General features: G+C 43.2%; 10 protein-coding genes and 1 tRNA gene. 3 read left to right on the top strand and 8 right to left on the bottom strand.

All coding sequences use genetic code 11. The features are described from left to right. Nucleotides 1-35: 35 nt before the first annotated feature. From xdhC to xdhA, 3 genes are read right to left on the bottom strand one after another with little or no spacing between them, the layout of a single operon-like run. The gene (xdhC, locus tag FEK43_RS00205; protein ID WP_130207784.1) at nt 36-515 is read right to left on the bottom strand and encodes a xanthine dehydrogenase iron sulfur-binding subunit XdhC; all 480 of its coding nucleotides are present in this window, start codon (nt 513-515) and stop codon (nt 36-38) included. Beyond that, complete coding sequence (xdhB, locus tag FEK43_RS00200; RefSeq protein ID WP_130207782.1) at nt 512-1,390, bottom strand: xanthine dehydrogenase FAD-binding subunit XdhB; 879 nt, start codon at nt 1,388-1,390, stop codon at nt 512-514. The genes xdhC and xdhB overlap by 4 nt, the downstream gene beginning before the upstream one ends. 10 nt (nt 1,391-1,400) lie before the next feature. Beyond that, the gene (gene xdhA / locus FEK43_RS00195; protein ID WP_131161996.1) at nt 1,401-3,698 is read right to left on the bottom strand and encodes a xanthine dehydrogenase molybdenum-binding subunit XdhA; all 2,298 of its coding nucleotides are present in this window, start codon (nt 3,696-3,698) and stop codon (nt 1,401-1,403) included. 367 nt (nt 3,699-4,065) lie between these two features. On the opposite strand from xdhA, the gene actS reads away from it, so the two are divergent. Both actS and FEK43_RS00185 read left to right on the top strand, forming a co-directional pair. Further along, nucleotides 4,066-4,824, top strand: coding sequence for an amidase activator ActS (actS, locus tag FEK43_RS00190; RefSeq protein ID WP_130217906.1), 759 nt, complete (start codon nt 4,066-4,068; stop codon nt 4,822-4,824). Nucleotides 4,825-4,902: 78 nt separating this feature from the next. Then, nucleotides 4,903-4,976, top strand: a tRNA-Gly gene (locus tag FEK43_RS00185). A 164-nt stretch (nt 4,977-5,140) separates the two neighbouring features. Here the strand turns inward: FEK43_RS00185 and FEK43_RS00180 are convergent. From FEK43_RS00180 to FEK43_RS00160, 5 genes are all read right to left on the bottom strand, one after another. Beyond that, the gene (locus FEK43_RS00180; RefSeq protein WP_138158381.1) at nt 5,141-6,547 is read right to left on the bottom strand and encodes a winged helix-turn-helix domain-containing protein; all 1,407 of its coding nucleotides are present in this window, start codon (nt 6,545-6,547) and stop codon (nt 5,141-5,143) included. A 602-nt stretch (nt 6,548-7,149) separates the two neighbouring features. Continuing rightward, entirely contained in the window at nt 7,150-7,632 is a 483-nt protein-coding gene (locus FEK43_RS00175; protein WP_130207774.1) for a hypothetical protein, read from the bottom strand. Continuing rightward, nucleotides 7,619-8,434 carry a transcriptional regulator gene (locus tag FEK43_RS00170; RefSeq protein WP_130207772.1) on the bottom strand — a complete coding sequence of 272 codons (816 nt, stop codon included), beginning with the start codon at nt 8,432-8,434 and terminating at the stop codon, nt 7,619-7,621. Before FEK43_RS00170 ends, FEK43_RS00175 begins: the two co-directional genes overlap by 14 nt. A 342-nt stretch (nt 8,435-8,776) precedes the next feature. After that, nucleotides 8,777-9,409 carry a helix-turn-helix transcriptional regulator gene (locus FEK43_RS00165; protein WP_130207770.1) on the bottom strand — a complete coding sequence of 211 codons (633 nt, stop codon included), beginning with the start codon at nt 9,407-9,409 and terminating at the stop codon, nt 8,777-8,779. Between the two features lie 460 nt (nt 9,410-9,869). Then, on the bottom strand, nt 9,870-11,099 hold the full coding sequence (locus FEK43_RS00160; RefSeq protein ID WP_135490292.1) for an amino acid permease: 1,230 nt from the start codon (nt 11,097-11,099) through the stop codon (nt 9,870-9,872). 254 nt (nt 11,100-11,353) lie between these two features. Here FEK43_RS00160 and FEK43_RS00155 point away from each other — a divergent pair, with 254 nt between their 5' ends. Next, nucleotides 11,354-12,541, top strand: a complete 1,188-nt coding sequence (locus FEK43_RS00155; protein ID WP_130207766.1) for an acetyl-CoA C-acetyltransferase — start codon at nt 11,354-11,356, stop codon at nt 12,539-12,541. Nucleotides 12,542-12,814: the final 273 nt, after the last annotated feature.

The following is a 12,814-nucleotide window of genomic DNA, read 5'->3' as shown; positions in this document are numbered from 1 at the left end:
AAAAAATCCGGCCTGAATTCAGGCCGGATTGCGTTTTACTTCGTTTCTTCACAGTCCAGAACAGTATTCACAATCATTTGATATCCGGTACAGCGACACAGATTCCCGGCCAAGCCACGGCGAATTTCCGTAATGGTTAACGGTTTCTCTCGAGGTTTTGCCAGCATTGCCGTAGTGGCCATAATCAGCCCCGGCGTACAAAAACCACACTGTACAGCGCCAGATTTCGCATAAGCCTGTTGTACATGAGAAAGTTTGCCGCCTTTCGCTTCGCCTTCCAGCGTGCGGATCTGTTTTCCTTCAGCCCATGCGGCCAGGTATAAGCAGCTGTCTATCGCGGTTCCGTCAACCAGCACCGTACAGGCACCGCATTCACCAACGCAGCATCCTTGTTTGACACTAAGCAGCCCTTGTTCGCGGAGCAGTTCCGAAAGCGGCATACCTGGCGCGGCGTGAAGCTGAAAAGGCATATCGTTAATGATGCATTCAATAGTAATACTTTCGCTGTGATTCATTGCAATTTTCCCCCCGCCGCAGCGACGGCTTCGCTAATCACTTTTTTGGTCATCGTCTGAATGAGATGCAGACGGAACTCTTTACTTGCTCGCCATGAAGAACGCGGTGCGACATCCTGTAGGACAGATTCGCAGATGGCCTCCAGTGTTTGCTGGTTTAATGGCGCATTTTGTGCAGCCTGTTCGGCATGTTGGCAGCGAATCGGCGTTGGTGCGGCAACACCAAATGCCAGACGCAACTCGCTGAAGTAGCCGTTGTTCAATCGACAGTGAGCGGCACACCCGATTGTTGAAATATCCATCGCATCGCGCATGGCATATTTATAATGTGCGCTACCTGCGTGTTCTTTTGGCTGCGGAGGAAAATGAAACGCGACCAGAATTTCATCATGCTCAAGGGAAACTTTGCCTGGTCCGGTATGAAAACCATTAATCGAGACGAAACGAACCCCACGCGGTGAATGGATTTCCAGCTTCGCGTCATAAATCAGTGTTGGTGTTGCTGAATCTGCGCTGGTGGCGCCGTTGCAAATATTTCCGCCGTAGGTCGCGACGTTACGGATTTGCGGGCCGGCAATAGACGAAGCCGCAGCGCATAATGCCGGGAGATGATGTTGCGTTAACTGATTTTCTATTAACTGAGTAAAGGTCGTCGCAGAGCCGATGCGTAGTGCACCATCTTCCGCCAACGTAATACCCCGAAGCTCCGCCAGATTGTGGATATCAACAATATGGCGATAGCGATCATTGTGGTGGTGGAGTTGAATCAGTACGTCAGTGCCACCGGCGAGCAGTTTGGCCTGCGGATTTTGAGCCAGCAGGTTGGTTGCATCGGCAACGGTCGTTGCGCGATGATAAGAAGCAAAATCAAACATGATGTTATCCTCAAATCAATCCTGCCAGATGGAACTCTTCATATAACCGTTTTGGTGTCAGCGGCAGCGTATTGATTGCGACACCGGTAGCCATCTTCACCGCATTACGAATTGCAGCGGCAACAGGAATAATTGGCGGCTCACCCAGTGACTTATGTCCGTATGCAGATTGTGGTTCATTAATTTCGACAAACGCACTTTCCAGTTGTGGCAGATCCGGCATGGTCGGCATTTTGTAATCCAGTAAATTTGGGTTACGCACCACGCCACTTTTCGCGTCGATGATCATCTCTTCAAAAAGCGCCCAGCCGATGCCCATCCCCATCCCGCCGTGTACCTGACCTTCAGCCAGCAGCGGATTAAGAATATGGCCCGAATCATGAACGTTGAGGATGCGGTTGATGGTGACCTTACACAGCGCGATATCGACTGTCAGATCAACAAAGGTACAGCCAAACGCAGGTGGGTTCGTGGTGGTTTTGATCGAGCTTTCGGCAGAAAGTTGCCCGCCACGTTCAGGATGATAAAACGCATCCATTGCCAGGTCTTTTAACGACAGTAACGCCTCTTCCGGTCTTTCAACCAGTACGATATGGCCTTTTATCAGGGTTAGATTCATCGCCGACAGATGCAGCATTACTGCGGCGTGAGCGATGATTTTCTCTTTTAATAACAGTGCCGCACTGCGCAGCGCAGGTGCGGCAACATAGCTCTGACGTGAGGCAAATGCGCCTGGATCGAATGGCGTAATATCGGTATCTTGCGTCGAAATTACGCGTACATCACTGACCGGAACGCCCACGGTTTCAGCTACCATTTGCGAGAACACCGTGTCGGCACCCTGACCGATTTCCGTCGCGCCGCTCTGCACGTTGATGGTTCCATCCTGATTCATCAACAGGCGCGCGCCAGCGATTTCTACACCGACAGGCCAGGTGTTAGAGGTGTAGCTAAAACAGGCGACGCCAATGCCGCGGCGCAGATTGCCCTGCGGGTTCTGGCACTCTGCACGGCGTTTTTCCCATTCAAAGATTTCCCGCCCTTTTTCCAGGCACTCTGGCAATCCGGCACTGTAGATGCGTTTGCCTGTGAGTGGATTTGTATCGCCTTCGCGGGCGGCATTGCGTAAACGAATTTCAACCGGGTCAATGCCCAGCGCTTCAGCAGCGTCATCCAGCATAGATTCAACAGCAAAAACCACCTGCGGTGCGCCATAGCCACGCATCGCACCCGCTGAGGGTAGATTGGTATAGCAAGTCTTTGAGCTATAAGAATAGGCACAGCGCGGGTAGAGATAAGCAACTTTATTGCCGCCTGCAGAAGCGATGGAATGACCGTGTGAAGCGTAAGCGCCGGTGTTAGACAGAACATCCAGGCTATAGCCTTTTAGCGTACCATCGCGGTTGACGCCCATTTGTCCGTCAATGGTAAAAGCGTGGCGAGTGCGGGTCGCCAGAAAACATTCTTCGCGGCTTAGGGAAACTTTAACCGGAATGCCGCCGAGTTTACTGGTCAGAAATGCCGCCATCGGCTCTTCCAGTACATCTTGTTTATTACCAAAACCACCGCCGACAAAGGGCTTGATAACCCGCACGCACGACCAGGGAATATCCAGAGCCTGACCGACAACGCGGCGGACAATGTGCGGGATTTGGGTGCTGGAAACGATGGTAATTCGTGAATCGTCTTCCATCCACGCCAATGAGGTCACACTTTCCATATGACAATGTTGAATGACCGGCGTCTGATAATGCCCCTGCACCTGGTAATCGGCAGCGTCGATTGCTTGCTGGACATTACCTGTCGACATTGTGCTTTGTTTCAGTAAATTGCCACCGCTATGGATTGGCGCTGCGTCTTCTGCCAGTGCCGCTTCTGGCGTGGTAATGACGGGTAATTCTTGCCATTCGATGTGAACAAGTTGCGCTGCTTTTTCCGCTGTGAGTTCATCACGGGCCACGACAATAGCAACCGCATCGCCATGATGGCGGACGTGGCGTGTTAACAGGGCGCGATCGGCGGTATCGCGTTTATTCTCATCCAGAGTCCAGGCATGGCCCGCCGTGGCAAAGGAAATATCAGGAACATCTTCCCAGGTAAATACAGCCAGTACGCCTGGTAAACTTCTGGCTTGTTCATCGTTAATGCTCACCGCATAACCATGTGCTATTGGGCTACGTACATATTTCGCGTAACACATGCCCGCCATAACATAATCGTCAGTATATCGTGCCCGCCCGGTGACCTTCGCAATGGCATCGACGCGCATGCATGATTCACCTGTAGCGGTTGCTTCCCGCGCTTCCATAGAAATCCCCTTGATTTGAACATTTGGTTCTTATGGCAATGATTAAGTCTTTGCAGGCAAGAATTACGCCAGAAACGACTATAAACACGAGGGGAGAGGGGAAGTGTGATGTCGTTAAAAAAACGCTACGGATGATGCATCTTTATCAGCAAAGAAAGTGAGTGCAGTTTATCAATATGAGCGTGATAAAAATCATTGTGATAAATGAGTATTAGAGGTCAATCAGGATGGTTCCGATGTTTGCCAACGGTGCTAATTGATTCTTTAACAGTTATTGATTCGTACATGCCTGTTCCCACGCAATGGATTGGGGATCTGACGGGGGGCTGCTATGATATAGCGTCTTGTTTTTTAGCGAGGAAAGATTTTGAGCGCAGGACGCCTGAATAAAAAAACTCTGGGTATCGTGATGCTGTTATCGGTAGGGCTGCTTCTGGCTGGCTGCTCGGGTAGCAAATCATCAGATACAGGAACGTATTCCGGCTCCGTTTACACCGTGAAACGGGGGGATACGCTTTATCGTATTTCACGCACCACGGGAACCAGCGTAAAAGAGCTAGCCCGACTCAACGACATCTCCCCCCCCTATACCATAGAAATCGGCCAAAAGCTGAAACTGGGTGGGGCGAAAAAAAGTAGTAACGGCACGCGCAAATCCACCGGCAAATCGACGACAAAAACAGCGTCAGTGACACCGTCTTCGGCCGTTTCGAAATCTTCATGGCCGCCGGTTGGGCAACGTTGCTGGTTATGGCCAACGAGCGGAAAGGTTATTATGCCTTACTCAATGGCAGATGGCGGCAATAAAGGGATTGATATTGCGGCGGCACGCGGGACGCCAATATACGCTGCAGGTGCCGGGAAAGTGGTATATGTGGGTAATCAGCTGCGTGGTTACGGTAATCTTATAATGATTAAACACAGTGAAGATTACATTACTGCTTATGCCCATAACGACACGATGTTGGTGAACAATGGGCAAAGTGTTAAGGCTGGGCAAAAGATAGCAACTATGGGAAGTACTGATGCGGAATCCGTGCGGCTACATTTCCAGATTCGCTACCGTGCTACGGCAATAGATCCTTTGCGCTACTTGCCGCCACAGGGTAGCAAGCCAAAGTGCTGATGGCGAATTAATCAGCAGTCAGTAGCAAGGCACTTGCTTAGGAGAGCGTAAGGTTTATAATGCCTTACGCATCTCGAAGCGGGCGTAGTTCAATGGTAGAACGAGAGCTTCCCAAGCTCTATACGAGGGTTCGATTCCCTTCGCCCGCTCCAGTTTCTTACTTTTTCTCTTTTTCAGTTTTTTCCTTAGTCATCGAATTCTTCCGTTATTGTTGATACGTTCACGTCAGATGTAGATAAATCCAATATCCCCTATAAAAATAGAGTGTATAGCTCAAAATATAGAGCGCTATTCTGCTTATGATATTTATTGCAGATCAAGCGACCTCATATTGAGCATTAAAATCAATAATGCTGTTAACTTCTGTCAATTGCTTCAATTTTTGAATGTTATTGATAATAACTAAATGATATTCTTTCTCTGTTCCGTGATAAGAGAACGCATTTCTTTCATTGTGTGTTGTAGAAACATATACATCAATGCATTTTTTTATTATAGCGGCTTTATGTCTTTTTGGTTCAAGTAGCAGTGACTGGTCTATACAAGCGATAGCATCTTCAATTCTTTCATTATATATATTTACCAGTGTCTTATAGTAATACAAGGAGGCTACATCTAATACTTGTGTCTGTGCATGGTCAAAAAAAATGCGTGATGCAGTTGTTTGTCCGGAAAGACCGGTTATCAGTCCCATAATTCCTAAAATATTTCCATCGAAAATATTTTTATCAGATACCTTATCTATAAAGGCCAATGCTTTTTGAGTTGCATGTTTAAGTTCGTATAGACCATGAAGTGCCATAGACATATGACACTCAGCCAACAGGCAGTAGCATTCATTGGTTATTGACTGAGCATTAGTTTTATTTTTAACACTTTCAAATATAGTTATTGCATTGGCAATGCTTTCAGGCGTGAATTCATTCAGTTCATTTTTCCCGGCAGACATTTCGGCTGATAAAATATTTTCATCAGAAGGTACGTGTCGGGACATAAAACCTGGTTCTACTTTAGTTTTCTTCATTGCCAGATATAAGTTACTAATTATAAAGTGTGAGATTTTTTGTATGTCATCTGCCTCAAGATGTGTGCTGGCAATAAGATAAAAACTTTTTGCATCGATTACTTCAATATATAAACTATTTGAAGCATCATATTTGCTGATTCTTCCTGTGACAAAATAATCGGGTTTGAACCTGGCCAGGAAGGCTGTCTGAGATTTATTATCTATGCAATACTGGGTTGCAGCCATTGGATATATATATAGATCATCGGTTTTTTTATTTGAGATTAGTTGTACAAGTTCCTGATTAAGTGCTAATGGATCCTGACTGCTGTGAGATATTGTAAATGGAAATAAAGCAATAGTGCTGCCTGGAACATTATCTTGATTTTCTTTTATCTTGAATACTTGCCCACTGAATCGATAACCTTTTCTATATATGGTTTCAATGCAACGGTTGTAGCCAATTCTTTCAAAAATACATCTTAATGAATAGATGCATCGTGTAAGGGATTCGTCACTTACAATTACATTTTTCCATACAGATTCGATGATCGCATCTTTGGATACAACATTTCCCGCCGATTCAAGCAATACAAATAATACACCGAGTTCTTTCGGCGGGATGTAAAATTCCTCATTCCCTTTTGTAAGAATGCCATCTTCTGTAAGTATGATTCCATCAGGGAAATGATATGAGAACTTATTTTCTAAATCCATTAGCTCACCTCTATTAAGTTTGTGGTTTTTGGCATCCTGCATGAGTAACAGATATAACTGATATTCATATATTTCATTTAATATTTCTTTTTACTAAATTCATCATGATTGTTTAAGTTAATTTATATTAGCTTGATGTGATTGTAATCTGAAATATTCTTAATTAATGATTTGTTAATCATGTAAGTATATAACCAATTGAAAATAATCGATAAAGTTATGATTATCACATTTCTTAATTTAATGTGATTGTTCATTTAAGATAAAATGATAGGCTGTGAGGAATAGCTATGCGTCGACTTACAATCTGGTGTGAAAGAATTATTGCAAGAGTAATTTTATTTATTAGCAACTATTATGTTTATGTGCTCTATTAAATATCTCTGTGCGAACCAGCGTTTATTTTTACACCATTATTGTCATAGTGGAGTGCGGAAGGGTTTTTTAATGACGGATGTAATTTGAATGGGGGAGGGGATTACCGCATAAACTGTCAGGGATGAAGATGGATATAAGAATATATAAAGATTATATTCCAATGCCTGAAATGTTACATTTGTTGTTTGGACTTTTAATTACAGATGCATCATCAAGTTGTTTTGTTACCTTGCGCAATACATAATTGCTCTATTGCCAATGCTTAAAAGAAAATCATGATTGTTCTGTTTTTGAACATTATAGCTTATCATTTTTCCCGGAAATATATAAAAATCAGGCAGGAGTTGTGCAAGATTATCGTCTGAAATTTGATCGATAATATCAAATTTATTTATTTTGGTAGAGGTAAGATGCAAAGTGTCATAATTTTCGATCCACGTATATTCAATATCTCGGCGAAATGATTTATAAGTGTTCGTGTTTTGTTTCCAGGTACCGCTAAGTGCAACAGTTCCTGTCTTTTTATTTTTATTATACATAAAGTCAATAGTGAGATTAGCCCTCCCTTGGTCATTAAATATAATCCAATTGGCCGTGCATTTCTCATTGTATACTATTTGTTCTTTGGAATAATGATAGGCAATAAAAAAAATGAAGCCACTGAGAAAGCATAAAATAATAAACAGCATTTTTTTATAACGAATCATGGTTAACTCCGCGATACGATAGAGTTAAACAGTCTGCAACTGTGTTATTACTATGGTTCTTTTTGCATGCCATAACAATCAATCCGGGAGATGACTTATCGAGAGGGAAATATAGCCAGGGGTATTTTTTACAATCAATTCCAGATCCTAATATACGGTTCTTATATTTATCGAGATCTTTCAGCCCATCAATGCTATCTTCTGTAACATTGAAATGACAACCATTTATTTGTGCAACAGTTTTGTAATCTTTAAAGAATGATTTGGGTTGACTATTGTGCCAGAGAAAAAATGCGGTAAGCAAACCTACGGCAAATGCACTTAGCATGGGTAAATAATTTTTAGATAGCCTGACTATATTTCTGAGATAATTATCTGGATGAGCACTTGTCTCTTTAAACTCATCTTTAACGTTCAAGCATTGGGGAGATATGGTCTTTTGTGCATCTGCAGAAGGGATTATTACATGGTTTTCTATGTTTATATCATTACTGAGCTTAAAACCTTTTCTCGGCACGGTTGCAATAAGCGAATGGTTGGTTTCACCAACCGTGCGAAACCCGCGTCTGATAATCGATATATTTTGATATAACGTGTTGACCGGTACTCGCATGCCTTCTTCTTCCCAGACTCTGGAGAAAAAATCCTGTTGTGCAACCACATCAGGAAAGGCTTCAAGTAGCAGCGATAAGCACCTGCTTGCTGGCGTTGTCAGAACGGCGTTAAGCTCGGCGTCATGTACCGAAATTAATTTTCTGTGCTCTGGCCAGAACTCAATATTATCGTTAATAATCCAGTACATACGTCAATGAAACATAAAATTAAGTAAATTGAAATTATATAGTTTGATAAGTATATTAGTATTCATGGAATAAATATATATTAATTTTATATTTATCATGCAAACTATAGTTATAGCATATCAATGTAACTTAAAGTTCCATGTGAATTAACAAATTTAACACTCTTAACCGTTGTCTTTATGCCTTCTTCTCGCAATATCTTTTCATTTTTGCGGTAGCGCGTAAGGTGACATAATTAAATAAGCGCTCAAATAAACTGAATTAAAAGTTCATGTGATAAAATACGGGCATCTTTATAAGTGCCCGTATATACAATGCTTATTATTATCGACAGTTATGTTTCAGTGCTGAACGGAGTGTGAACGGATAAATAATTCGTTTATTTTACCACCCATCCTTTTTTCAATTCTTTGCTTGTAGGCGTAGATGCTACGGATATCCATATCAAGAACCTCTGCAATCTGATATGGATTATAACCAGAAACCATATGTCCCATAATGGTGAATTCCATTTGAGTTAACGTATTGCCTCTGGTAAATGACAAATAACGACCAATGAATAGTTGCCTGATCTTTTCGTTGGCAATATCCAGGCCATCATCATTATATATAATGGCTGATATCGCGGAGTTGTGTTTCCTCCAGTAATTAGCAAGAGATTGCATATTTCGATCGCTTACTAACACTATTCCCATCTCAGTACTCGTAAGATAGTCGATCCAGTCACTCTCTAAAAAAAGGCGTAAAAAGCTTACTGAAAAATCTACAAAAATATATCCGCTTAATCGAGCGTTGTGGTTTTTACTTAATATACCTTCAACCACGCCACGATTAAAATACGAACTCTCTTCGGGCCACATACAAAAACATGCATTTGCACAATACTGCAAACGTGGTGATTTTTCTGGCATTATTTGGCAATGCATTGAGCAACTATTGCATGTAAGACTTTTATAGCGACTACAAAGCCTCATGTTAATAACCTCCCTATTCATAGATAATTGCATAATTTCATTGGTTATTGATGATGTCAATACACTCTGATTTAGTAAGCTTTTTATGAAAAATTGTGTTTAATCCGTATTTGTCATTATTCTTAATGGTATATTTAAGCGTGCATCATTAAGCTTTAAATGTGATTGGATTTCACTCAGTTAATCATATTGCCCTTATTGCAAATCAGACAAGTGCCTAATGTATTAAGAATATCTATACTGCAAATTGTTTTCGAATGACCAGAAGATATCTTGTAAATCTAAGTGATGCATCTTAAATAGTCTTAATTAAGATGTTCAGATTTTTATTTAGGATAACAGCTTGATAATGCTCGTTTAAGTTATGGAGCGTTTGGGGAGTGTGAACAAAGCAAGATGTGCATTGTAAGAATTGGAATGGTTCAAAATAGTGGTTATTTTGAACCATTCACATCAGTGATTAGCTAAAGAACATTACCGATACGCACAGGATACCGACGATCAACGTAATTAGATTTCCGATGGAACGCCAGGGCTTAAGTGCCGGGATGAGATATGTTGACAGCGTTGGCATGATAAAAAGAATCATGGCAATAAGTGGACCACTGATCGCATAAATCATCGAAATTGCATTAGGGTTGATGCAGCAAACGATGAAAGTAATCAGTGATACTAACATAATTGACAGCGCGCGGTTAAATGCACGGCTTTTTTTAACCCCTGCCTGCTGTAGCGTTGTTTTGACTAATTCCGTTGCACCTTCAATAACACCAAAGTAGGTACCTAAAAATGATTTAGACATTGCTACAACCGCGACAATTATTCCCGAAATCGACAACCATGTAGGGGCATTTGGCAGCATAGAAAGTGCCGATAAAATGGTAACACCCTCTTCTTTAGCTGTTTCAATATAAGATGGTGGTATTGATAACAGGCAGCTAAAGACGAAGAAAAGCACGCTCACACAAATGATGAGATAAGCGATTTTCATAATTTTTTTGCATTTATCCATAGCGTGTTCGCCATATTTTTCACGTCTATCAATAGCAAACGTAGAAATAATGGGCGTATGGCTAAAGGCGAAAACCATCACGGGAATCGATATCCATATCTGGTGAAGGGTATTCTGATTGAACTCTACTTGGGTAGTTAATAGAGCTGGTTGCCAGCTACCGACGAGGTAGAAAGAAAGAAATAAGAAATAGGCAATTAGTGGAAACACCAAAAATCCCATTACCCGAATTGTGGCATGGCGCCCCATCAGAAAAATGAGATTCAGAATTAACACAACACCCAGACTCACCAGCATACGAATGCGCAGGTCGATGACCATATGCTTTGCCAGCTGTTCTGTCAGCGAATTGGTGATCGCCACTGCATATATCAACACGACGACAAAAAAAGCAATGAAGTAAAGAGTGGTAATCAGATTGCCGATCTTCTTGCCATAGTAATGAGTTACTGCGCCAGTAATCCCTTCGCCTGCGGATGTTTTTGAAGAAAGGATGAACTGGCACAGGGCCTTATGTGGCCAATATGTTAAAGGCCATGCGACCAGTGCTGTAATAAACAGGACTACCGCTCCCGCTGAACCTAGCTGAATAGGGAGAAAGAGCGTGCCTGCGCCAACGGCTGTGCCGTAAAGTGCGAAGCTCCAGAGAGTTTCTTCTTTTGACCAAATTTTAGACATTATTTGAACGTATCATCTACAAATTAAGAAAAATGGAGGGCAATTTACCATAAACCAGGACAAACATGGGAGATTAACGCTATATCAGCTCATGGATTCATGGGTTAGTAGATGCAAACATTGCGTGCCAGTTGGGTATCCATCCCTCATTCCGGTGAATTTCCTTTGTGATAAAAATCACTATTCTTAAACATTTAAAATAATTTTTATTAACAATCATTTACTATTGCGCTGTTAATCTGTGCGAGGTTGTGATGAAAGACGTTGTGATTGTCGGTGCGTTACGAACACCTATCGGCTGCTTTCGTGGGGCGTTGGCTGGCCATTCTGCCGTAGAACTTGGTAGCCTGGTCGTGAAAGCGTTATTAGAACGCACTGGCGTTGCTGCACATGCGGTGGATGAAGTGATTCTGGGGCAGGTTCTGACCGCAGGGGCTGGGCAGAATCCAGCACGGCAATCGGCCATTAAAGGTGGTCTACCCAACAGTGTTTCGGCAATTACGATTAATGATGTTTGTGGTTCCGGGTTAAAAGCACTGCATCTTGCCACACAAGCGATCCAGTGTGGCGAGGCTGATATTGTCATCGCCGGTGGTCAGGAAAACATGAGTCGCGCACCACATGTCCTGACTGATAGCCGCACCGGAGCACAGCTTGGCGATAGCCAACTGGTTGATAGTCTGGTGCATGATGGCTTATGGGACGCGTTCAATGATTACCATATTGGTGTCACTGCCGAAAATCTGGCGCGTGAATATGGCATCAGCCGTCAATTACAAGATGCCTATGCACTTAGTTCACAACAAAAAGCGCGGGCGGCCATTGACGCTGGACGATTCAACGATGAGATTGTCCCGGTAAGAACGCAAAACAATGGGCAGCTGCTGATTGTTGATACCGATGAACAGCCGCGTACGGATGCCAGTGCAGAAGGGCTGGCTAGCTTAAACCCATCATTTGATAGCCACGGTTCTGTTACTGCGGGTAATGCTTCATCTATTAATGATGGTGCTGCTGCGGTAATGATGATGAGCGAAGCCAAAGCGCGAGCATTGAATTTACCCGTGCTGGCACGTATTCGCGCCTTTGCCAGTGTTGGTGTCGATCCTGCGCTGATGGGGATTGCTCCGGTATATGCGACTCGCCGTTGCCTTGAGCGTGTGGGCTGGCAGCTTTCTGATGTCGATCTTATTGAGGCTAATGAAGCGTTTGCCGCGCAGGCGCTTTCTGTTGGCAAAATGCTCGAATGGGATGAACGTAGGGTCAATGTTAACGGTGGCGCAATTGCGTTGGGTCACCCGATTGGCGCATCCGGTTGCCGTATTCTGGTTTCTTTGGTCCATGAAATGGTAAAACGCAACGCGCGTAAAGGGCTGGCTACACTTTGTATTGGCGGTGGTCAGGGCGTGGCGTTAACTATTGAACGTGACGACCCGATCTAAATTCCTTTCTATTCGTTAAACATCTGCCGCCATCAAGCCATTTCATGATGATGGTTGGCACGTCTGCGCACATACCCCATAGACGCTGAGTTTTGCCTTCACCTGACTTATTCGTGATCGACGCGACACTTTTCTCAATCCCTTATCGAAAAATGAAACAATGTTTTATTTTTGATTGAAAAGCGCACTGTGCAGGCATATCATCCTTTAAAGAATAAAACGAAACGATGTTTCACAATCGTTGTAATTTTACAGTTCAATGATTATCGGAGG

This window comes from Escherichia sp. E2562, assembly GCF_005781075.1.
Lineage (GTDB): Bacteria > Pseudomonadota > Gammaproteobacteria > Enterobacterales > Enterobacteriaceae > Escherichia.
Note: the sequence above shows the minus strand (reverse complement) of the source record. Positions and strands in the feature narration are given on the sequence as shown.

What these genes read in the sequence shown, in the direction of transcription:
- xdhC (WP_130207784.1), bottom strand. Translation starts at nt 515, where the DNA reads ATGAATCACAGCGAAAGTATTACTATTGAATGCATCATTAACGATATG.
- xdhB (WP_130207782.1), bottom strand. Translation starts at nt 1,390, where the DNA reads ATGTTTGATTTTGCTTCTTATCATCGCGCAACGACCGTTGCCGATGCA.
- xdhA (WP_131161996.1), bottom strand. Translation starts at nt 3,698, where the DNA reads ATGGAAGCGCGGGAAGCAACCGCTACAGGTGAATCATGCATGCGCGTC.
- FEK43_RS00180 (WP_138158381.1), bottom strand. Translation starts at nt 6,547, where the DNA reads ATGGATTTAGAAAATAAGTTCTCATATCATTTCCCTGATGGAATCATA.
- FEK43_RS00175 (WP_130207774.1), bottom strand. Translation starts at nt 7,632, where the DNA reads ATGATTCGTTATAAAAAAATGCTGTTTATTATTTTATGCTTTCTCAGT.
- FEK43_RS00170 (WP_130207772.1), bottom strand. Translation starts at nt 8,434, where the DNA reads ATGTACTGGATTATTAACGATAATATTGAGTTCTGGCCAGAGCACAGA.
- FEK43_RS00165 (WP_130207770.1), bottom strand. Translation starts at nt 9,409, where the DNA reads ATGAGGCTTTGTAGTCGCTATAAAAGTCTTACATGCAATAGTTGCTCA.
- FEK43_RS00160 (WP_135490292.1), bottom strand. Translation starts at nt 11,099, where the DNA reads ATGTCTAAAATTTGGTCAAAAGAAGAAACTCTCTGGAGCTTCGCACTT.
- FEK43_RS00155 (WP_130207766.1), top strand. Translation starts at nt 11,354, where the DNA reads ATGAAAGACGTTGTGATTGTCGGTGCGTTACGAACACCTATCGGCTGC.